At 67.5% G+C, this 20581-nt stretch carries 17 protein-coding genes and 1 riboswitch; of the genes, 7 read left to right on the forward strand and 10 right to left on the reverse strand.

Annotated features, from left to right (window positions below):
- The first annotated feature begins 173 nt into the window (after positions 1 to 173).
- Positions 174 to 1175: an EAL domain-containing protein gene (locus tag ACFRAU_RS17600; RefSeq protein WP_378000885.1), complete on the forward strand. Its 1002-nt coding sequence runs from the start codon at positions 174 to 176 to the stop codon at positions 1173 to 1175.
- 53 nt (positions 1176 to 1228) lie between these two features.
- Here ACFRAU_RS17600 and ACFRAU_RS17605 read toward each other — a convergent pair whose 3' ends face one another.
- From ACFRAU_RS17605 to ACFRAU_RS17615, 3 genes are read right to left on the reverse strand one after another with little or no spacing between them, the layout of a single operon-like run.
- Positions 1229 to 2278, reverse strand: a complete 1050-nt coding sequence (locus ACFRAU_RS17605; protein WP_378000886.1) for a PLP-dependent cysteine synthase family protein — start codon at positions 2276 to 2278, stop codon at positions 1229 to 1231.
- On the reverse strand, positions 2275 to 3981 hold the full coding sequence (locus tag ACFRAU_RS17610) for an aromatic amino acid ammonia-lyase (protein WP_378000887.1): 1707 nt from the start codon (positions 3979 to 3981) through the stop codon (positions 2275 to 2277). The genes ACFRAU_RS17605 and ACFRAU_RS17610 overlap by 4 nt, the downstream gene beginning before the upstream one ends.
- Positions 3982 to 3984: 3 nt before the next feature.
- Positions 3985 to 5280, reverse strand: a complete 1296-nt coding sequence (locus ACFRAU_RS17615; protein ID WP_378000888.1) for an NtaA/DmoA family FMN-dependent monooxygenase — start codon at positions 5278 to 5280, stop codon at positions 3985 to 3987.
- 197 nt (positions 5281 to 5477) lie between these two features.
- Positions 5478 to 5593, forward strand: a riboswitch (SAM riboswitch).
- A 13-nt stretch (positions 5594 to 5606) separates the two neighbouring features.
- Between ACFRAU_RS17615 and ACFRAU_RS17620 the strand changes: the two genes are divergently transcribed.
- The 5 genes from ACFRAU_RS17620 to ACFRAU_RS17640 all read left to right on the forward strand — a co-directional run bounded on the left by ACFRAU_RS17620 (position 5607) and on the right by ACFRAU_RS17640 (position 9518).
- Positions 5607 to 5915, forward strand: coding sequence for a DUF1737 domain-containing protein (locus ACFRAU_RS17620; protein WP_378000889.1), 309 nt, complete (start codon positions 5607 to 5609; stop codon positions 5913 to 5915).
- Positions 5912 to 6322 carry a rhodanese-like domain-containing protein gene (locus ACFRAU_RS17625; RefSeq protein ID WP_377994742.1) on the forward strand — a complete coding sequence of 137 codons (411 nt, stop codon included), beginning with the start codon at positions 5912 to 5914 and terminating at the stop codon, positions 6320 to 6322. The genes ACFRAU_RS17620 and ACFRAU_RS17625 overlap by 4 nt, the downstream gene beginning before the upstream one ends.
- A 1-nt stretch (position 6323) precedes the next feature.
- Complete coding sequence (locus ACFRAU_RS17630) at positions 6324 to 7532, forward strand: O-succinylhomoserine sulfhydrylase (protein WP_378000890.1); 1209 nt, start codon at positions 6324 to 6326, stop codon at positions 7530 to 7532.
- 387 nt (positions 7533 to 7919) lie between these two features.
- Complete coding sequence (locus ACFRAU_RS17635; protein WP_377994740.1) at positions 7920 to 8300, forward strand: YegP family protein; 381 nt, start codon at positions 7920 to 7922, stop codon at positions 8298 to 8300.
- Positions 8301 to 8354: 54 nt separating this feature from the next.
- Positions 8355 to 9518, forward strand: coding sequence for an aminotransferase class V-fold PLP-dependent enzyme (locus tag ACFRAU_RS17640; protein ID WP_378000891.1), 1164 nt, complete (start codon positions 8355 to 8357; stop codon positions 9516 to 9518).
- 38 nt (positions 9519 to 9556) lie between these two features.
- On the opposite strand, the gene egtD is transcribed toward ACFRAU_RS17640, so the two are convergent.
- The 4 genes from egtD to egtA are packed head-to-tail and all read right to left on the reverse strand — an operon-like array spanning position 9557 to position 13939.
- Positions 9557 to 10543, reverse strand: a complete 987-nt coding sequence (gene egtD, locus ACFRAU_RS17645) for an L-histidine N(alpha)-methyltransferase (protein WP_377994738.1) — start codon at positions 10541 to 10543, stop codon at positions 9557 to 9559.
- Positions 10540 to 11304, reverse strand: a complete 765-nt coding sequence (gene egtC, locus ACFRAU_RS17650) for an ergothioneine biosynthesis protein EgtC (protein ID WP_378000892.1) — start codon at positions 11302 to 11304, stop codon at positions 10540 to 10542. The genes egtD and egtC overlap by 4 nt, the downstream gene beginning before the upstream one ends.
- A 3-nt stretch (positions 11305 to 11307) precedes the next feature.
- Positions 11308 to 12657 (reverse strand): ergothioneine biosynthesis protein EgtB, encoded by a 1350-nt coding sequence (gene egtB, locus ACFRAU_RS17655; protein ID WP_377994736.1) that lies wholly within the window; start codon positions 12655 to 12657, stop codon positions 11308 to 11310.
- On the reverse strand, positions 12647 to 13939 hold the full coding sequence (gene egtA, locus ACFRAU_RS17660; RefSeq protein WP_378000893.1) for an ergothioneine biosynthesis glutamate--cysteine ligase EgtA: 1293 nt from the start codon (positions 13937 to 13939) through the stop codon (positions 12647 to 12649). Before egtA ends, egtB begins: the two co-directional genes overlap by 11 nt.
- Before the next feature lie 190 nt (positions 13940 to 14129).
- Here egtA and ACFRAU_RS17665 point away from each other — a divergent pair, with 190 nt between their 5' ends.
- Complete coding sequence (locus ACFRAU_RS17665) at positions 14130 to 16673, forward strand: AMP-binding protein (protein ID WP_378000894.1); 2544 nt, start codon at positions 14130 to 14132, stop codon at positions 16671 to 16673.
- Here ACFRAU_RS17665 and ACFRAU_RS17670 read toward each other — a convergent pair.
- The 3 genes from ACFRAU_RS17670 to ACFRAU_RS17680 form a co-directional block, all read right to left on the reverse strand.
- A complete protein-coding gene (locus ACFRAU_RS17670; RefSeq protein WP_378000895.1) occupies positions 16661 to 17314 on the reverse strand; it encodes an aspartate/glutamate racemase family protein in 654 nt (217 codons plus the stop codon). The genes ACFRAU_RS17665 and ACFRAU_RS17670 overlap by 13 nt on opposite strands.
- 215 nt (positions 17315 to 17529) lie before the next feature.
- Positions 17530 to 18765, reverse strand: coding sequence for a glutamate--cysteine ligase (locus ACFRAU_RS17675; RefSeq protein WP_378000896.1), 1236 nt, complete (start codon positions 18763 to 18765; stop codon positions 17530 to 17532).
- A 121-nt stretch (positions 18766 to 18886) separates the two neighbouring features.
- Entirely contained in the window at positions 18887 to 20410 is a 1524-nt protein-coding gene (locus ACFRAU_RS17680; RefSeq protein WP_378000897.1) for a UDP-N-acetylglucosamine 1-carboxyvinyltransferase, read from the reverse strand.
- Between the last annotated feature and the right edge of the window lie 171 nt (positions 20411 to 20581).

Consider the following 20581-nt stretch of genomic DNA (forward strand, 5'->3'; position numbering starts at 1 on the left):
ACCTCGCGCGGGGGTAATGGCACATGGCCTGGTTCCGGGCTCAGCCGGAATGTGTACGTATAAAGGAATAGCCGATGTCTTGGGACGAGAATTCCCTTCCCGCACGGACAAACTCACTACCCACGGGCTGGGGGGCCCAGGCAGCGCTGCCGGGGGACCTGGGGGAAATTTCTGTGCGCTGGCAAGCCCACCAGATCATCACCGAACTGCTCGCCGAATCAGATCCGGCCAGCCAGTGGACCCGCACCCGGCTGCGCGCCCTGCTCGAAGCCCATCCGGATAATCCCGAACACGTGCTGCTCGAGCACCTCACCGCCACCACAGAGCTGGCCAACGCCGAAAACGGCGCCATCCCGGTGGTGGTCGGGCAATCCCGGGCCGCGGCTGTGCCTGAGCCGGTGCCCTTCACCCGGCGCAGCAGGAACCGCATTGAAGCGATTCTTGCCGACAAGATGCTCATGACCGCTTTCCAGCCGATCCGCCGGCTTCCGGCGGGGAATGTGATCGGCGTCGAGGCCCTCACCCGGTTCGTCAGCGACGACGGTGCCAGCGCGGACCACTGGTTCACTGAGGCAGAGTCCGTGGGGCTGGGCACCGACCTTGAACTCGCAGCCTTGCACGGGGCCCTGTCCGCGGCGCAGGCCGTGCCCGACCCCATGTTCATCGCCCTGAACCTGACACCGGCAACGTGCGCGGACCCCAGGATCCCGGGACTGCTGGAACATTCCCAGCTGGCCATGGACCGGATCGTCATTGACCTGAACGGCCCGGTCCCCCTCGACCAGTACCCGTCACTGACACCAGCCATCGCCCCGCTGCGGCGCCGCGGGCTGCGCATCGCCGTGAACGGCGCCGAAGTGGGCTTCACGTCCATGGACCAGGTCCTTGAGCTTCACCCGGACATCATCAAGCTGGACCGGAGTTTCATCGCGGGCATCGAGGACTCCCCGGGCCAGCGGCTGAGGGCCGCCGCCATGGGTGAACTCGCCCGGCACGTTGGTGCCGTCATCGGCGCCCAGGGCGTGGAGACGCCGGAGGAACTGCAGGCCGTGACCGAACTCGGCATGGCTGCCGCGCAGGGCTACCTGCTGGGCAGGCCCTCCGTCCACCCGCTGGACTGGAATGCCTGGATCCGTTCCGAAAGCGAGACGGCCGCCAGCGGCCCGGCCTCCTGAATGGTTTCCGACGGCGCTGGTCCCCTGGGGACGACCCGCTGGTATGAGTTGGGCTAGTCTTCCGCGAGGTCAGTGGCAAGCCGGATGTGGTTGTCCGCCAGCCACACCGGGTTGAAGGCCTTGCTCTGGTAATTGCTGCCGGTGTCCGGGGCGATTGCCACCACCACTGACCCGTGCGGTGCCGCCCTGGCCACCCGGAGCGCCGCCGCCACCGTCAGTCCCGACGACGGCCCGAGGGACAGTCCTTCGTCGTTGAGCAGCCGGTGCAGCGTGGTGTACACCTCGTCGTTGGGAATCCGCAGGAACCGGTCCAGCAGGCCGCGGTCAAAGACCTTCGGCCAGTCGGGCTTGGGCCAGGAGTTGCCCACCCCGTCCACCAGGATCTGGCCCGGATGCCCGCCGCTGTACACCGAGCCGTAGGGGTCCGCGCCGATCACCTCCACGTGGCCGCCGGATTTCTCCTTGAGGTACCGGCCGTTCCCGGTGATGGTGCCCCCGGTGCCCACGCCCGCGACGAAGTGCGTCACCCGGCCGGCTGTCTGCGCCCAGATTTCCGGTGCCGTCCCCTCATAGTGCGCCCGTGGGTTGGCCGGGTTGTCGAACTGCAGCGGCCGCCACGCGCCGGGGATTTCGGCCGTGATCCGGGCCGCGACCGCCCGCGCGTTCTCCGGTGAGTCCGACGGCGCACTCCAGTCCGTAAACACCACCCGCGCCCCGTACCGGTTCAGGGCCTCCAGCTTCTCCGACGAAATGGAATCACCGGTGACCACCACCACCGGATGGCCTGTCAGTGCACCGATCAGCGCGAGCCCGATTCCGGTGTTCCCTGAGGTGCTTTCCACGATGGTCCCGCCGGGCTGCAGTTCGCCGCTGCGCTCGGCCGCCCGGACCATGCTCAGCGCGGTCCGGTCCTTGATGGACCCGCCTGGATTCTCCGATTCGAGCTTGACGAAGACAGCGCTCCCCAGCCCGCGGCTCAGCACTTCCAGCGGAACCAATGGTGTGTTCCCGACGCGCGCCAGCACAGCATCAGCATCCATGCCCGGATCCATAATCGGCGCCACATGCCGTGGCCGGTGGCCGCTTCCTGTCAGCGTGGTCATGCTTCTCCTCCGCCATCATCCGGATGGCGGTCATCCGGGCCACCCGGATTCGGGCCATCGTCATTCGGTCCGCCCGCATCCGGCGTGCGTAATGCAGGCAGTCCTGCCAGCAAATCCCCCAGCGCAGTCCGCGCACTTTCCACCAGCACCGCCGCCGGCAGGTGCCCGGCCAGCAGCTCCGACAGCCTCGCCACCACGGCGCCGGTGCCTGCTCCGAGCTGCCGGATTTCCGGCTCCCGCAGGTCCGTGTCCTGCGCCTCCGCCAAAAGGTAGGAGGCCGTCAGGGCCTCAATGGTGAGGAGCTTGGCCGCGGCCTCCACCGAGCGCTCCAGCTGCTGAAGGGCCAGCGGGGCCAGCGTGGCGTGGTCCTCCACGTCCGCGGACAGGGTGGGCGCACCGAGCGTGGCAGGCGCCGCCAGGAACTTCAGCTCCGCCAGCAGGCTCGCGGCCGAGTACCAGAGCAGTCCCGGCAGGTCCTCGGATGCGAGCGGCGTGCCGGCCCGGGCCGCCTCGAGGTTGAGCTGCCGGATCAGGCGCTGCGGCGGGTAGAGCTTGGCGGTCCGCCGCTCGCTGCTGATTCCCACGTGCGCCAGTCCCAGCCGCAGCGCCTCGAACGCCAAGGCGAGCTGCATCGGCTGGAAGTTTCCGCCTGACACCATCCGGCCCGAGGCTATGTCCGTTAGCGGATTGTCGCCCCTGCCGTTGAGCTCCACCTCGAGCGCCTCGGCCAGGGCCGTGACCTGGGCACGGAACGCACCGTGCGTCTGCGGCGCCGCGCGAAAGGACAGGGCATCCTGGACTGACACCTGCCGCCGCGGGTCCTCCAGCCAGCCTCCGCGCACCAGGCGCCGGACGTTGGCCGCCGAGACGCGCTGGCCGTCCACAGCCTTGGCCGACTGCACAGCAGGCGAGAACGCGCTCAGGTTCCCGCCGCCGTCGTACCGTGCGGTGGCCTCAAGCGAGAGCGCCAGGGCGGTGTCCGCCATATCGGCGAGCCTCCGGATGCGGCGGAGTTCCAGCGCGCCGGTGCCGATCGAATAGGAGTTGGCGCTGACCAGCGCCAGGGCCTCGCCCGGCGCCAGGACCAGCGGTTCCAGCCCGGCTGCGGTGAGCGCTTCCGCGCCGTCCTGCAGGCCGCCGTCGGCAGTTAGCGCCTGTCCCTCCCCGATGGCGACGGCGGCAACCGCCGCCAGCTGGGTGAGGTCCGACGAACCGACGGACCCGTCGCGCGGAACGGCCGGCAGCACGGCCCTGTTCAGCAGTTCGGCATAGAACCGGGCAGTTTCCGGTCGCACCCCCGAGCCTCCCCGGGTGAACCCGATGAGCCTGGCCAGGATGAGGGCACGGACTTCATCCCGGCCCAGCAACGCGCCGACGCCGCTGTGGTGGTAGCGCACCACCTGCAGCTGGAAGTCGAGGATGGATTCCTGCTCCACAGCCGTGTCCCGTCCGGAGCCAAGCAGGGTGTTGAGGCCATAGACCCGGTCACCGGAATCGATGGCTGCCTGAACCACCTCGCGGGACAGGCCCACGAGCTCGAGGGCTTCGGCGCTGAGGACCACCTCCACCGCGGGATCGGCGGCCGCCGCGGCCACGTCGTCGGCCCGGATGTGGGCCGTGCCGATCAGGAACGTGCCGCGCCGGACGCCCGGCAGGAGTCCGTCGGATCCTCCGGCCCCCGCCCTTGCACCGGCCCCTGCCATGGCCTAGAAGTCCAGCAGGTTCCGGCGGAAGCCGCCGTCGCCATAGCTCGTCCGCAGCAAACCCCGACGGCGGAGCACCGGCGCCAGCCTGTCCAGCACGCCGTGAATGGTGGCCGGGTCCACGAAGCCGGAGAAGAGGAACCCGTCGCCGCCCACCGCGGCCCCGGTTTCCTCAAGGTAGTCGGCGATTTCTTCCGCGGTGCCAATGATGCTGTCACCGGCGCCGCCGCTGCGGGCCCGCAGGATCTGCCGCAGGGTGGAACCCGGCGGCGCGGCCTTGGAGAAGTGCTCCAGGGTGCCCTGGTTGCTGTTGGTGCTGAGTTCGGGGAGGGGCGCGTCGAGGTCGAACTGCCTGAAGTCGATGACGGACAGGTAGGAGATCGAGTTGAGCTGGCTGTCGATGTCCCGCTGGGTGAGCTCCCGCCGGGCAGCCCTCAACTCCTCGGCCTCGGCCCTGGAACTGGTCACGGTGGGCTTGAGGACAAACAGCACCTTGACGTCGTCGGGGTTCCGGCCGGCCCCGGCGGCTTCGGCGCGGATGGAGTCCCGGTACGCTTTCATGCCGTCCACGCCGCGGGCCAGGGCAATGGCAACATCCGCGTTCGCCCCGGCGAAGGCCTTGCCCCGGGGCGATGCCCCGGCCTGCACCAGCACCGGCTCCTCCGGCAGCGGTGCCGTGTTCAGCGGTCCCCGGACCTTGAAGAACTCGCCGTCGTGGTGGATCGGCCGGACTTTCGTGTGGTCCGCGAAGATGCCTGCCCGGGTGTCCTCCAGGATGGCGTCCGGTTCCCAGCTGCGCCAGAGCTTGCGGACGACGTCCACGAACTCCTCGGCCTTCTCGTAACGGAGGTCGTGCTCGATCTGCTGGTCCAGTCCGTAGTTCTGCGCGGCGAGGTCGCTGCCGGAGGTCACCACGTTCCAGCCCAGCTGCCCGTTGGAGAAGTGCTGCAGGGTTGCCAGCAGCCGGGCCGCGGTGAAGGGCGGATAGAAGGAGGCGCTGATGGTGGGCACGATGCCCAGGTGCTCCGTGGCGGAGAGCAGGTACGGCACCAGCGCCAGCGGATCGTGCTTCGGCGCAAAGGACGCCTGCGCCAGCGAGACCTCCGCGCTGCCCCCGTAAGTGTCGGGGACGGTGAGCGAGTCCTCGATGATGAACAGGTCCAGCCCCGCCCGCTCGAACTCCCGGACCGCATGCTGATAGGGGGCCGGCTTCTTCCAGTCATAGCCGATTCCGTAGCCGGGCGTGCCCCAGCCCTGAACCCCGAAGCCATGGCCCACAAACCATCCAAAGTGCAGCATGGGAGTCACTGTATTCGCGGTCGAATCATTCACTGTGGCCTGGTTTCATCCGGCGTTACGGCGGTTCATCTTCCGTCATTATCCTCCCGGCCACCGGCTTTGTAACCGCAACGCGGCGTCACACCGGGCCCGATGCGTTACGGAACATGACGGCGGCGGCGGTGCGCGCCGCCGTCGTCAGTGTTACGTTTTTGGGGAGTAATGAGTACCGGCATGAAGCCCTGACTGGCCGGTCGGCAACCCTCCATTCCACGGCGGGGTGCCTCAGGTGAATACTCGGCATATCGACCACTTCGAGCTGCAAGCGTGAGAAAAGGAGATCCGTCGTGTCAGACGCCCCCGCCGTTGCAACGCTGCCGTCCCAGCAGGATAAACCTGAGGAAAAGCTGTCCTACCGCCTGATCACGGGGCCGGACAACCGCGAGTTCTGTGAGCGCATCACGGCGGCCCTGGCCGAGGGATACGTGCTGCACGGCAGCCCCGCAGCCACCTTCAACGGCACCAGCGTCATCGTGGCCCAGGCCGTCATCCTGCCCGCCGCCATCGCCACCGCAGATGCGGCCGTCGCCACCGCAGTGGACCGGCTGGACTTCGACGAGGACCTCACCGCCCAGGCTTTCGAGGGGCACGCATGAGCTACGCCGGAGACCTCACCCCCCAGGACGCCTGGGCAAAGCTCGAGGAAGGCGCCGTCCTGGTGGATGTGCGCACCGAGGGCGAATGGGCGCACATCGGCATTCCGGACACCAAGGCCACGGAGAACGATCCGCTCTTCATCCAGTGGACCTTTCCCGGCGGCATTCCCAACCCCGACTTCGTCGAGCAGCTGAAGCAGCAGGCGCCCGAGGACACCCGGGTGGAGCTGCTGTTCCTGTGCCGCTCCGGCCAGCGCTCCATCGCTGCCGCCACCGCCGCCACGCAGGCCGGCTTCACGGCCTACAACGTTCTCGAAGGCTTCGAGGGTGAGCCTGACCGCTACGGTGAGCGCACCGTGAACGGCTGGAAGAACCGTGGCCTGCCGACAAACCTGGGAAAGAACTAAGTTGACCTTTAATCACGACGCCGCCGGCTGGAGCCCCGATACCCAGGCCGTCCGCGGCGGGCTTGACCGCACCAATTTCCAAGAGACCACCGAACCGGTCTTCCTCAACTCGGGGTTCGTCTACGAGTCGGCAGCAGCCGCCGAGCGCGCCTTCACCGGCGAGGACGAGCGCTTCGTCTACTCGCGCTACGGCAACCCGTCCGTGGCCACCTTCCAGGAGCGCCTCCGCCTGCTCGAAGGCACCGAGGCGTGCTTTGCGACGGCGTCCGGCATGTCCGCCGTGTTCACCGCCCTGGGCGCCCTGCTCGGCGCCGGGGACCGCGTGGTGGCCAGCCGTTCCCTGTTCGGCTCCTGCTTCGTCATCCTCAACGAAATCCTGCCGCGCTGGGGCGTGGAGACGGTGTTCGTGGACGGGCCGGACCTCGAGCAGTGGCGGGCCGCCCTCTCGGTGCCCACCACGGCCGTATTCTTCGAATCCCCGTCCAACCCCATGCAGGAAATCGTGGACATCGCCGCTGTCAGCGAACTCGCCCACGCCGCCGGCGCCAAGGTGGTGGCGGACAACGTCTTCGCCACCCCGCTGCTGCAGCGCTGCGGAGACCTCGGCGCAGACGTGATCGTCTACTCCGGCACCAAGCACATCGACGGCCAGGGCCGCGTGATGGGCGGCGCCATCCTGGGCACCAAGGAATTCATCGACGGACCGGTCAAGCAGCTCATGCGCCACACCGGACCGGCGCTCTCCGCGTTCAATGCCTGGGTTCTCACCAAAGGCCTGGAGACAATGGCGCTCCGGGTGAACCACTCCTCCGCCACGGCGCTGCGCCTGGCCGAATGGCTGGAAACGCAGCCGGCCGTCAACTGGGTCAAGTACCCGCTACTCAAGTCGCACCCGCAGTTCGAACTGGCGGCCAGGCAGATGAAGGCCGGCGGAACGGTCCTCACGCTGGAACTTGCGACGACGGCAGGCCAGTCGGGCAAGGAAGCCGCCTTTGCGCTGCTGGACGCCTTGAGGATCATCGACATCTCCAACAACCTGGGCGACGCCAAGTCGCTGATCACCCACCCCGCCACCACCACGCACCGGGCCATGGGGCCGGAAGGGCGCGCCGCGATCGGGCTCAGCGACGGAGTGGTGCGGCTGTCCGTGGGCCTGGAGGACGCGGATGACCTCATCGCCGACCTTGAACAGGCGATCAAGCAGATCTGACGCTGCCGGATCCCTCCCTTTGGGATCCGGCCCTTCGGGGCCTTCTCTTCGAGCCTTTCCTTCGGGCCTTCCCTTCGGGATCTGACTGCTTTCTTACCTTCAATGGCGGGCTGTGAACGTGCGTTGCGCTGCACGTACCTTCGTTTCGGCCGTCCTTGAGAACGGGGGGTGCGGCACGGTTTAGTGGGGTGTACAGACAGGGTTTACCCAGGGTTTACACGGATGGTCTTGTTAGGCTCCATGTGCACTGGGCAGACTCTAATAACACCGATGAACCGATCAAACCCCTGTCGGTTCAGCACCCCACCCAAGGACAGACGCAGCGATGCGTTCGGGGCCACGGCCGCGAAGACGCTGCGTGCAGCCTCCCTGACCGGAAGGACCGCCATGGCCGGAGTATTTGAAGTTTTTGTTGATGCAGAATCCCAGTTCCGGTTCCGGCTGAAGGCCCCCGATGGAACGGTGCTGGCAATCTCCGCTCCCTTTGAGGACAAGCGCGCGGCTGCGGCCGGGATCGCCGACGTACGCGAATGCGCCGGGACGGGCCTCATCACGGACCTTTCCGCGGCGACGCCGCAGGTTCAGGGATCCGTACCGGCGGCTGCTGCTGCCCAGGTACCCGCCCAGGCTCTTCCGGCGCGGGCCGACCACGGCAGGCAGGGATTCGGAAAGAAGCGCACGCCGTCGGAAGCTGCCGGCGCCCGCGGCGCGGGGCACTGGAGGCCGACGGCCCCGGCCGCCCCTGCACGCTGGACCGGCGCGGCCTGACGCAAAGGGTGCAGATCTGGGCGCAGCCCTGCCGTGTGAGGCAGGATGTGGGCTATGCCAATCGATGTCGACGAGGTGCGCAGGCAGACCCGCGGGCTCCGCAACGTAGTCCATTTCAATAACGCCGGAAGTTCCCTCATGCCCGGCCCTGTTGTGGACACCGTCGTCGGCCATCTGCGCCGCGAAGAGGACATCGGCGGTTATGAAGCGGCAGAGGAAGCCGACGACAGGCTTGAAAACGTCTATTCCTCGGTGGCTCGGCTGCTCGGAGCCCGGCCGGAGGAGGTAGCCCTTGCCGAGAACGGCAGCCGGGCGTGGGCGGCGGCGGTCTACAGCTTTCCCTTCACTCCCCGCGGGCGGCTGCTGATCGGCAGCACCGAATATGCCGGCAATGTCCTCGCACTGCGGCAGCTTGCGGAGCGCAACGACCTTGAGATTGTTGTTCTGCGAGATGATGTGCACGGACAGGTCGACGTGGAACACCTGCAGCTGGAACTGGAGCGCGGAAACGTCGCCATGGTGGCCCTGACCCATGTCCCCATGGCGAATGGCCTGGTCAACCCGGCGGCCGAGGTCGGCAAGCGTTGCCGTGCCGCCGGGGTGATGTTTGTGCTCGACGCGTGCCAGTCAGTGGGCCAGGTGCCTCTGGACGTGCAGGCTTTGGGCTGCGACGTTCTGGCGGGCACCGGACGGAAGTTTCTGCGCGGCCCGCGGGGTACGGCGTTCCTGTACGTGCGTGCAGCACTCCTCGACCGGCTGGAACCATCCATGCTGGACGGGCACTCCGCCCGTCCAGCCGGGTCCTCCGGCTTTGAAGTCCGCAGCGATGCCCGGCGCTTCGAGAGCTGGGAGAGCAATGCCGCCGGAAGGCTGGGGCTGGGACGTGCCGTCGATTACGCCCTGGACTTGGGCCTGGACGCCGTGCAGGAGCGTGTGGCCGGGCTGGCTGACCGGCTGCGGACTGAACTGGCGTCAGTACGGGGCGTTACCGTCCACGACCGCGGGATCACCCGTTGCGGCATCGTCACCTTCACGGTGGCCGGCAGCGATGCTGGCGGCATCAGGCGCCTGCTGGCAGACCACCGGATCAACGTCTCGGTGGCGCCCCGCTCCTTCCCCGCGGGGACACCGCCGGAGGCCGAAATGGTGGTGCGGGCCTCCGTCCACTACTACAACACGGAAGCCGAAGTGCAGCGCCTGGTAGGCCTCCTTCAATAGAAGCCCGCCGGTATCGGCGGGTCCCTCCGGCGGTCAGCTCAGGTGGCTTCTGCCAGCGTCATGGCAAAGCGCCCCTGCCGGTCAGTCCACTGCCCTGCGACGGAGAACCCGGCTGATTCCAGCTCGTTGACCACTCCTTCAAGCCGGAATTTGGCGGAAATCTCGGTGCGCAGTTCCTCCCCCTCGTGGAAACGGACTTCCATGCCCACCCCCGGCAGCCGGACCAGCATGGGCTTGCTGGCGCGCAGCCGCATTTCGATCCACTCCTCCTGGGGCATCCACACGGCCACATGTTCGAAGGCCATCACATCAAAATCACCGCCCAGCTGGGTGTTGAGAACCCGGAGGACGTTCCTGTTGAAGTCAGCGGTGACCCCCTCGGCGTCGGCATATGCCGGAACCAGGACGTCGGGCGACTTCACCAGGTCAGTGCCGAGCAGCAGCGAGCCGCCATCTCCGTGAAGCAGTTCCCGCACTCCGGAGAGGAAGCGGGCCCTGGCGGCCGGCTCAAAATTACCGATGGTGCCGCCCAGGAATGCCACCATGCGGCGTCCCTCCCGGGGAAGCACATGTAACTGGGTTTCGAAATCCGCTGCTACGGCGTCGAGCGCAAGGCCGGGGAATGCGGGCGCCAATTCGTTTCGCGCGTCCAGCAGTGCGCTGTCGCTGACATCCACGGCAACGTAGCGCCGAAGATGTCCCGCCTGGCCCAGGGCCGCAAGCAGCAGCGGGGTCTTCCTGGAGGATCCGGACCCGAGCTCGATGAGAGTCTCTGCCGGGCTCGCGGCAGCCATCTCGCCGGCAAAGAGCTCAAGCACTTCACGTTCGGCGCGGGTTGGGTAGTACTCCGGCAGACCCGTGATGCGCTCAAAGAGCTCGCTGCCCAGCTTGTCGTAGAACCACTTGGGCGGCAGCGTCTTCGGCGACGTGCCGAGCCCTGCCAGCACGTCGCTGTGCAGGCTTCGCTCCAAGTGGTCCGGGGGCAGATGGTGAATGATGTCGGAGCGGCCGGAAGAGAGGCTCATGGTGCTACCTGTTCCTTCGTGAGGTTGTGAATTGGGCGTACGTCGACGTGGCTGGCCGTCGCGGTCAGAACGCAGTTGTCCGGCACCTCGTGCCAGCCGGGGCCGTCGTCGAACGGCTCACTCGCCACCACCACGTTCCCGGAACCCATCCGCCAAAAGAGGGTGTCACCGGCGGCCGTGGCCGCTATGCCCGTCCCGTCGGTCAGCAGAAAGTTCAGGCGGCCACCGGCAACGGCGGAGACATCCTTGACCACTCGCGCCAGGGCCTCCGCGGCAGAATCCCCGGCGTCCAGCCGTTCCTGGACGAGAGCCCACAGCAGCGCGGAATCGGCCTGGGCCTCAAGCGCCAGCAGGCGCGACGCCGGAAGCGAGGCAGCCAGTGCCGCCACAGCATCCGGCCAGCCCTCGACCCGTCCGTTGTGGCTGAAAAGCCAGGGCCCCCGGGCATAGGGCGCAGCGGCCGACTCCTCGGGCGACATTCCCGGGGTGGCCGACCGGACGGCCGCCAGCACGGCTGCACTGGAAGTAACCCTGGCAACGTCCGCGAAGGACCTGTCAGCCCAGATCGGTATGGAACGGCGGTAGCGTGCCGGCACGGGATCACCGGGCGCGTACCAGCCGACACCGAAACCATCCGCGTTTACGGTCCCGTACCGCTGGCGCCGGGGAGCCCAGGACTGTGTCAGGAGACCGTTACCGGGAGTGAGCAGCAGTTCCGCCAGCGGAACCGGAACCCCGAGATAGGCAAGATGGCGGCACATCCGCTAACGCCCGCCGGTCCCGGCTGCGTCACGCGCCGTGCGGAATCCGGAAAATATCTGGCGCCGGATCGGATAATCCCAATTTCGGAACGTCCCTCGGCAGGCGGCAGGATCGACCGCCCAGGACCCTCCCCGGAGCACCTTGTAGTCAGATCCGAAAAACACTTCGCTGTATTCCCGGTACGGGAAGGCGGTGAAACCCGGATGGGGACCGAAGTCCCCGGAAACCCATTCCCAGACATCACCGATGAGCTGCCGCACCCCCAGGGGCGAGGCACCTGCCGGATAGGAACCGGCGGGGGCTGGGCCGAGCGCCGCTCCGCCCAGGTTCGCGTGCTGCGGGGCGGGATCCTCATCACCCCAGGGGTAGCGCCGGGAACGGCCGGACGAGGGGTCGTGGCGCGCCGCCTTTTCCCATTCGGCTTCGGTTGGCAGCCGCCGCCCGGCCCAGCGGGCGTACGCATCCGCTTCGTACCAGCACACGTGCTGCACCGGCTCATCGTCTGGTACCGCTTCGACGACGCCAAACCGGGTTCTTGCCCACCTGTCGCCGTCACGTTCCCAGTACTTCGGGGCCACCAGTCCGGCTTCCCTGCAATGGTCCCAGCCTTGCTCCGTCCACCAGCGCGGATTCCGGTAGCCGCCGTCGTCGATAAAGCACCGGTAGGCGCCGTTGGTGACCGGAAGCGTATCAATCCAGTAAGCGGGCACATCCACGGAATGGGCCGGGCGTTCATTGTCCAGGGCCCACGGCTCCAGCGAGGTTCCCATGGTGAACGGTCCCGCAGGCACCAGCACCTCCTTCGGCAGCGCATCCGCGTCCCCCGGCAGGACACCGGCCGCAAACGGTTGGCCGTGCAGGACCGGCGCTCCGACCCGGAGCTGGTGGGTGGCCAGCATGGTTTCGTCATGCTGCTGCTCGTGCTGGATGATCATCCCGAAAGCGAAACCACGGTCTATCAGCGGGGAGCCCTCCAAGGGGCTCCGGTCAAGGACATCGAGCGCTTTGTCGCGGACCTGGGCGATGTACTTCCGGGACTCCTGCGGTGAGAGCAGCGGAAGCGTTGGCCGGCGGCTGCGCGGATGCTGGAAGGCGTCGTACATCTCGTCAATGTCGCACCGCAGCGGCTCCATTTTGCCGACGTCGCGCACCAGCCATAGTTCCTCCTGGCTGCCAACGTGCGCCAGGTCCCAGACCAGCGGCGACATCAGCGGCGAGTGCTGCTTCAGCAGGTCTTCCTCGTCACACTCGGTTAGCGCGTGGGTGCGGTTCCTGGCCCTTTCCAGACCGGCGGCGATGAAGGTCTTGAGGGTTGCGGGGTCGGCGGGTGCGCCGGGGTGGTCACTTTGCATAATCGCCATCCTCCTTGTGCTGCGGCCAGGCAAAGCAGCTGCCGGTCTGTGCCCATAGGTCCAGCCGTTCCTCCGCCGGGCATCGGCCCCGCGCCGTGTAGCGCTCAATGAAGTCCTCGGTCCGGGCCCGCGTTGCAGCATCCGCCCCCAGCCTGGGCAAGGCCGTCAGGGCGGCCTCGGCGCAGGCCAGGGCAGCCGAGGCGAGCACCGCATTCGTCAATCCGTCGCGGGCAGCCGTCCTCATGGCATCAGGCAGCGAGGCAGTCGGGGCGCAGGCGTTGGCTGCCAGATCGGCGGCCCGTTCATCATCCACGAGCGCCACGACCATCGCCGTGACAGCCTCCCAGTCATGGCCGGCCTGGGCATCAATGGCCCTGATTTCCATGAATCCGCGTGGCCTGACCGGCGGAAAAAGCGTTGTCAGGTGGTAATCCAGATCGCGGAGGGTTGCGGGCCTGGGACCCGCGCCATGGAGCCAGTCCCGCATCGTCAGTCCCCGTGGCGCGTCCCAGGAGGATTCCCGCGAGGGGATGCACAGCACCAGTGCGTCGAGGGCGTAGCGCGCCCAGGCCAGCCGAGGGTCCCCGGACGGAGGGACCACTGCGGTCCTGGTGGGGTCAATGGCCAGCCACGTGCGTTGCCGGTTGCTGCGCCACCCGCTGGGCCGGCCGTGAAGGAAAGGTGAATTGGCGAACATGGCTGCCAGGACCGGCAGAAGCGTGTGCAGCCGGGACCAGCGCTGCGCTGCGCCAGTGGACGCTGGAGCGTCAAGTCCGGCTTCCAGTGAAACCTGGAGTGAAGCTGTGGAGCACATCATCGTTCGTCCGGCGGGGCCAGAAGCGTTGAAGTGCCGCTCCATGGACGCGTACCGCGGGTGCTCCAGGGACCGTACTGCCGGCCGGTCCGGGTCAAGAGCCAACGAACCGAAGCAGAGGCCGGCGTCCGAGAGCCGGGTCTCGACGGCTGCGAGGTCTGCCCGGGTTGCCGCTACGAGGGCGGGAAGACCTGGCGCGCAGGCGGAGCTGACCTCCAGCTGGCCGCCCGGTTCAAAGCTGATCACACCGCCGCCGGGCAACCGCCCTTCCGATGCCGCCATGGCCGCTTTGACGCGTGCAGCCGCGACCGGCATCCGGGGGTCAAGGGCGTCGTGTACCAGTCGCTCGACCTCCACGCCGGCAGCACCTGGCGGTCCCGTCTTAAAGCACACGGAGGCCACATAGACCTCGGCCTCAGCCTCAGAAAGCGGTCGGATGTCACGCCCGGCCTGTATCGAGGAGTTCACTCGGCACCCCTTCCGACTTGTCTTCAGGCGGCAAGCTAAACAGCCCCTTTTCGGCCCTGTCAACGATCCGGCCCCTAGCAACCAGTTCTGTGACGGCGGAGCCCGCAGGCGTTCCTGCCGGATGTCCAGGAAAATTCATAAACACTACTGCGGCTTTACTTAGGTAAGCCTTAACTAATATCCTCTTCCGGTGACCACGCAGCTTGATTTCGCGCGGGTGCCCTTCGCCGCCGATCTAGCAGGCCACGGGGACAGGCCCGCCATTCTTACCGACAATCTCACTCTCACCTACCGGGAACTGGCCAGCAGGGTTGACGCCCTGGCCCTCCGGCTGGGCACCCAGCGGCGCCTGGTGGCACTGGCGGCGGCGAACGACGTCGACTCGCTGGTGGCCTACCTCGCCGCCCTGGTTGCGGGCCACGCGCTGATCCTGCTCCCTGAAGACAAGCCGGCGGCACTCGAGTCCCTGGTGGCCGCGTACGACCCCGACGTCGTGCTGCGCTCCTCCCACGGTCAGACACTGTTCGAGGAACGCCGGGCCGGCACCAGGCACGAACTCCATCCGTACCTGGCGCTTCTGCTCAGCACTTCCGGATCGACCGGCTCACCCAAGCTGGTGCGGCTGTCCGCCGCCAATCTGCAGGCCAACGCGGAGTCGATTGCCGAGTACCTGGACATCGCCCAGGCAGACCGCGCCGCCACCACGCTGCCGATGTCCTACTGCTACGGGCTGTCCGTGATCAACAGCCACCTGCTGCGGGGCGCGGGACTGGTGCTCACCGACCTTTCCGTTGTTGATCCCTGCTTCTGGGAGCTTTTCCGCACTGGCGGGGCGACGTCGTTCGCAGCCGTGCCCTACACCTTTGAACTGCTGGAACGGGTCGGCTTTACCGGGATGGACCTCCCCGGCCTGCGGTATGTGACACAGGCCGGTGGCCGGCTCGCCCCCGAGCGGGTGCAGAGTTACGCCGAGCTCGGCCGCCGGAAGGGCTGGGAACTGTTCGTCATGTACGGCCAGACGGAGGCCACCGCCCGGATGGCCTACCTTCCGCCCGGGCTGGCCGCCGAGCACCCCGGCGCCATCGGTGTCCCGGTGCCGGGCGGCGCCTTCCGCATCGAGCCGGTGCCCGGCCTCGAGCACGGCGAGCTCGTCTACACCGGGCCCAATGTCATGCTCGGCTACGCGGAGACCCCGGAGGATCTTGCCGCCGGCCGCACGGTCCACGAACTCCGCACCGGCGATCTGGCCAGACGGCACCCGGCAGGCGTCTACGAAGTGGTGGGGCGGCGCAGCCGTTTCGTCAAGATCGTTGGACTCCGGGTGGACCTCGGCCAGGTGGAGCGCATCCTGGCCGACCTCGGCGTTGAAGCCGCAAGCGCGGGCACGGACCAGGGCCTGGTTGTCGCAGTCGAGGGCAGCCACGACACCCAGTTGCTGGCCAAGGTCCTCGCCCAAGGCATCGGACTGCCCCGCACGGCACTGGAGCTGCACGCCGTCGAACATCTCCCCCGCCTGGCCACCGGAAAGGTGGACTACCCGGCGGTCCTCGCATTGTCACAGACCGCCATCCCACAACCGGAGCCGGCCGCCGGCGGACCGGACGGCGTGCGGCGGATCTTCCGCGACACCCTGGAGCGTGAGGACATCCGCGACGGCGACACGTTCGTCTCGCTCGGCGGTGACTCGCTGTCCTACGTGGCCACGTCGGTCAGGCTGGAACAGTTGCGGGGCCACCTCCCGGCGGATTGGCACGTGACGCCTGTCCGGGACCTGGAACAGCGGCGGGATAGGAATTCCGCCGGAAGGATGCGGCGGTTCTTTGCGCCGCTCGAAACCGGCATCGTGCTCAGGGCAGTGGCGATCGTCCTCATCGTCAGCACCCACGTGGGGCTGATGAAATGGCCCGGGATGGCCCACGTGCTCATGGCCGTGGCCGGGTACAACTTTGCCCGGTTCCAGCTCGGCGGGGAACGGCTTCCCCGGCTCAGGCGGCAGCTCACCAGCCTCGCCCGGGTGGCGCTGCCCAGCATGGCGTTCATCGGAGCCGCCTACCTGATCACCGACAGGTACACCCTGGCCAATGTCCTGCTCCTCAACTCCATCGTTGGCCCGGAGGAAGTGACCACGCAGTGGCATTTCTGGTTCATCGAGGTGCTGGTCTACATCCTGCTGGGCATGGCGGCACTTCTGGCCATCCCCTGGGCGGACCGGGCCGAGCGGCGGTTTCCGCTGCTCTTTCCGCTTGCCCTCACTGGCCTGGCACTGCTTGGGCGCTATGACATCGTCGACCCCGGCATTCCGCACCCGTCGCCAACCCTGTGGCTGTTTGCCCTGGGGTGGGCCATTGCCCGCACCCGGACGGTGGTTCAGCGGTGTACAGCATCAGTCCTCGCGGTGCTCACGGTCCCCGGCTACTTCTTCGGGGATACCCACCGGGAGCTGACGCTTATTGTCGGAATCCTGCTGCTCACCTGGCTGCCCGCCATCCCCGTGCCCCGGGGGCTGCAGCGCCTGGTGGTCCTTCTGGCCAGCGCTTCCCTGTATGCGTACCTCGTGCACTGGCTGGTCTACCCGCTGCTGGATGCCATCAGCCCGGCACTCGCCGTGGCAGCATCCCTGGCGGCCGGGATAGCGTACTGGGCGCTGTGCACCCGGGTCATGGGCCTGTTGAGCGGGCGCAGCTGGAGGTCACTCCGGTCCAGGCTCAGGCGGCCGAAGGCTCAAACCGCGTGAAGCTCGCGGGAGGCCACGGCTGAGATGAGCATGGAGCCGGCAGCCGTGACGGGGTCAATCACGGGAATCCCGAGCCTGCGCCGCAGGACGTCCGCCATGCCGATGCTCGTCAGCCCCGTGCTGGCCTCCACAATGACATCGGCTCCGGCGTCCACGAGCATGTGGGCGGCTGCCAGCGCGTCGAAGATGCCGGTCGGCAGCAGGAAGCCGTCGGGCGTCTCCACGCTCTCGGGTCCGTCGATCAGGAGCATGCGGTCGCCGAGCGCCTCCGAAACGGGACCCGGAACTGAGTGCTTGAGGCCCAGCACGCCCACCCGGCCACCGAAAGCGAGGGCCGCCGCAGCCGCTGCGGAGCCGGCGCCGATCACGGGGATGTTCAGCAGGGCCCGCACCTCCGGAAGGCCGGGATCGGCGGCGCAGCTGATGACCAGCGCGTCCACGTCCGGAGCCAGGTCCAGCGCGAGTTCCACCACCTTGGGCACCGCACGCTGCAAAGAGTCGGCGTCATGGACTCCGGAGGGCTGGTCCGGAATGCACCGGGTTGTCACGTCGAAGCCGAAGGTCTCGCTGAGCAGCTTTCCGTGCGAGTTGAGCAGTCGACGGTCCGTGGTGGTCAAAGCCCTGATGATTCCTACGCGCATGGTCCGTTCCTTCCCCCGTGGGGTTCTTGTGGTTCCACCCTAACCAGCCGACATTTCAGGCGGTTTGCCGGAAATTGACCATTGGAAACATCCCCGCCCCACCACCCCGAACGTACAGTTGGGCCCCTAAAACGCGCGCGCAGGGGCCGCAAGTATACGTTCGCGCTCGTGCGGCTCGTGGGGTTGGGGGTGCGTGGGGTTGGGGGTGCGCGGGGTCAGTGCTGGCGGACGCGCAGCAGCTCCGGGGCGTCATCGGCGTCGGGTCCGACGTACCCCTCGCCTCCCTTGTGGGTGGCCCGCACGGCGTGCGCGACGACGGCACCCAGCCCGCCGTCGTCGGGATCTGCCTTGTCCATCACCACCTGCCGGACGTTGCGCTGCTCGGCAGCGCCGGTGCCGCGCGCGAAAATCTCCTCGATGCCCTGCCGGGCCAGGTCCAGCTCACCGTTCTCGGCCAGCACCGGCTCCAGGTATTCGACCAGCGAACGCACCACGTCTTCGGCGGGCGCCGGCCGGAAGCTGCCAAAGTCCAGCAGTTCACCGCGCAGCCCGAAGTTGCTGGCCTGCCATGCAGCCATCCGCAGCAGCACTGTGGGCACGGGCGCCGGCTCCACACCCTCACGCCATTCCCGGCACGCCGATTCCACGAGCGCACGCACCAGAATGGCGATCAGCGCGGCGTCCTCGGCGCGGAGGCAGACGTCAGCCACCCGCACCTCCACGGTGGGATGGTTCCTGGAGAGGCGTGCGTCGAAGTAGATCATGCCCTCGTCCAGCACCACGCCGCTGTCCAGCAGCCGGGTCACCACGCGGCGGTAGGAGGACACGCTGCCGTAAATGGCTGACGGGCCCGACGACGGCCAGCGGTTCCACGCCTGGGTCCGGTAGCTCTCGAAGCCGGTTTCCAGGCCGTTCCAGAACGGGGAGTTGGCGCTGAGCGCGATCAGGACCGCCAGTTTGTCCCGGATCCTGTCCAGCACGGCCACGCCCTCGTCCGGGGACTCGATGTAGGTGTGGACGTGGAAGCCGCAGGTGAGCTGCTCCTGGGCGGTCAGGCCGAACCGTTCCAGCATCTTGGCGTAGCGCGGATCCGGCGTGGTGTGGCTGGACAGGGCCAGCGGTGAGGTGGCCAGGGCGGCTATCCGCGCACCGTGGCCCTGCGCGGCCTCGTCGGCCAGCTCCCTGCCGGCGCGGATCTGGCGCAGCAGTTCCGTGTGGTCGAGGCAGGGGCGTGTCTGCGTCTCGATCTGCTCAAGCTTGAGCTCGGCGCTCAAGCCCATTTCGTCGTCGTCGCACTTGGTTTCGGCCTTTTTCTTCACCAGCCGGGGCTTGCCCGGGGCGTCGTCGGCGGCGAGTTTACGGCCCGCCAGCAGGGCATCGGCGAGCGCCAGCGGTTCCCCGCTGTCCGGATCAACGATCAGGAGCTCTTCCTCCACGCCAAAAGTCCGCATGCCTACATTGTGCGCCAGGCCAGCGAAAACGTCCCCGACATGACGAAGCGCGAACTGGCAGATAACACCCTCAAATTCGCTCGGAGGGGTCGTTATCTGCCAGTTCGCGCTTGGTGGAGCGTCAGTCCTGGAAGTACTCGATCTTGGCGCCGATGGTGTTGAGCCGCTCGGCCAGGTCCTCGTAGCCGCGCTCAATGACGTAGATGTTGCGCAGTTCGGACACTCCGCGGGCCGCCAGCATGGCCAGCAGCAGGCAGGCCGCGGGGCGCAGGGCAGGCGGGCAGCCCACCTCCGCGGCACGCCAGCGCGTGGGGCCGTTGACATAAATCCGGTGCGGGTCCAGCAGCTGCACGCGGGCGCCCAGCTTGTTCAGCTCCGTGAGGTAGATGGCGCGGTTCTCGTAGACCCAGTCGTGGATCATGGTCTGGCCCTCGGCGTTGCCGGCGATCACCGCGAAGAACGGCAGGTTATCGATGTTCAGTCCCGGGAACGGCATCGGGTGGATCTTGTCCTCCGGTGCACGCAGTTCGGAGGGCTTGGTGGTCACGTCCACCAGCCGGGTGCGCCCGTTGCGGGCCATGTACTCACCGGAGACCTCCAGTTGCTGGCCCATCTGCTCCAGCGTCGCCAGCTCGATCTCCATGAATTCGATGGGCACGCGGCGGATGGTCACCTCGGAGTTGGTGACGATGCCGGCGGTAATAAGGCTCATCGCCTCGATGGGGTCTTCCGAGGGGAAGTACTCGATGTCGACGTCGATGGTCGGCTTGCCCGTGATCTTCAGGGTGGTGGTTCCGACGCCGTCGATCTCCACGCCCAGCCGCTGCAGGTAAAAGCAGAGGTCCTGGACCATGTAGTTCGGGCTGGCGTTGCGGATGACCGTGGAGCCGCAGCGGTGGGCGGCGGCCATGATGGCGTTTTCGGTGACGGTGTCGCCGCGCTCGGTGAGCACGAAGGAGCGGTCGAGGCCGTCTGTGGGCGGTGCCTGCACGGAGTAGAAGCCTGAGCTGGCCTCCACGGACAGGCCGAACTGCCGCAGTGCCTGCATGTGCGGCTCCACGGTGCGGATGCCCAGATCGCAGCCGCCGGCGTAAGGCAGCCGGTATTCGCCGGTCTCATCAAGCAGCGGGCCCAGGAGCATGATGACGCTCCGGGTGCGGCGTGCGGCCTCCACGTCCATGGACCCGAGGTCAAGGTCCGCGGGGCGGCGCAGCCGGAGGTCGTTGTCGTTCAGCCAGGTGCATTCGACGCCAATGCTGCTCAGGACCTCAACGATGCGGTTGACTTCCTCAATGCGGGCCAGCCGGCGCAGCGTGGTGGTGCCGCGGTTGATGAGGCTGGCGCAGAGCAGGGCGACCCCGGCGTTCTTGCTGGTGTTGACGTCAACGGAGCCGGAGAGCGTCCGGCCGCCCTCCACGCGGAGGTGGGTCATCTGCGATTTTCCGAGCTGGACGATGCTGCGGCCAAAGATCGTCTCCAGCCGCTGGATCATTTTCAGGCTCAGGTTCTGTTTGCCCTGTTCCATGCGGGCCACGGCGCTCTGGCTGGTGCCAAGTTCTGCCGCGAGCTGGCCCTGGGTCCACCCCTTTTGCCCGCGTGCCTCGCGGAGCACAAGACCGACGTGTTCTGCTGCTTCTTGAGTCATGGAGACGAATATATCAGCTATGAGCTATTCGGTCGCACTTAGCGGGCAATCGAGCCGCCGAATCCCCTTGATGTACCCGTTACACGCATAAACATTCAGTAACGGGCCGCAACCGCGTGACAACATCCGTGTACTTGCCGGCGCAGCAGGTCAATAGCCCGGCGCCAGCCT

The sequence above is a fragment of the Arthrobacter sp. NPDC056691 genome (assembly GCF_042791415.1).
Classification (GTDB): domain Bacteria; phylum Actinomycetota; class Actinomycetes; order Actinomycetales; family Micrococcaceae; genus Arthrobacter.

Excerpts from the sequence above, each read along its gene's own strand:
- ACFRAU_RS17605 (WP_378000886.1), bottom strand. The coding sequence starts at position 2,278 with ATGACCACGCTGACAGGAAGCGGCCACCGGCCACGGCATGTGGCGCCG.
- ACFRAU_RS17610 (WP_378000887.1), bottom strand. The coding sequence starts at position 3,981 with ATGGCAGGGGCCGGTGCAAGGGCGGGGGCCGGAGGATCCGACGGACTC.
- ACFRAU_RS17615 (WP_378000888.1), bottom strand. The coding sequence starts at position 5,280 with ATGCTGCACTTTGGATGGTTTGTGGGCCATGGCTTCGGGGTTCAGGGC.
- ACFRAU_RS17625 (WP_377994742.1), top strand. The coding sequence starts at position 5,912 with ATGAGCTACGCCGGAGACCTCACCCCCCAGGACGCCTGGGCAAAGCTC.
- ACFRAU_RS17635 (WP_377994740.1), top strand. The coding sequence starts at position 7,920 with ATGGCCGGAGTATTTGAAGTTTTTGTTGATGCAGAATCCCAGTTCCGG.
- ACFRAU_RS17640 (WP_378000891.1), top strand. The coding sequence starts at position 8,355 with ATGCCAATCGATGTCGACGAGGTGCGCAGGCAGACCCGCGGGCTCCGC.
- egtD (WP_377994738.1), bottom strand. The coding sequence starts at position 10,543 with ATGAGCCTCTCTTCCGGCCGCTCCGACATCATTCACCATCTGCCCCCG.
- egtC (WP_378000892.1), bottom strand. The coding sequence starts at position 11,304 with ATGTGCCGCCATCTTGCCTATCTCGGGGTTCCGGTTCCGCTGGCGGAA.
- egtB (WP_377994736.1), bottom strand. The coding sequence starts at position 12,657 with ATGCAAAGTGACCACCCCGGCGCACCCGCCGACCCCGCAACCCTCAAG.
- ACFRAU_RS17670 (WP_378000895.1), bottom strand. The coding sequence starts at position 17,314 with ATGCGCGTAGGAATCATCAGGGCTTTGACCACCACGGACCGTCGACTG.
- ACFRAU_RS17675 (WP_378000896.1), bottom strand. The coding sequence starts at position 18,765 with ATGCGGACTTTTGGCGTGGAGGAAGAGCTCCTGATCGTTGATCCGGAC.
- ACFRAU_RS17680 (WP_378000897.1), bottom strand. The coding sequence starts at position 20,410 with ATGACTCAAGAAGCAGCAGAACACGTCGGTCTTGTGCTCCGCGAGGCA.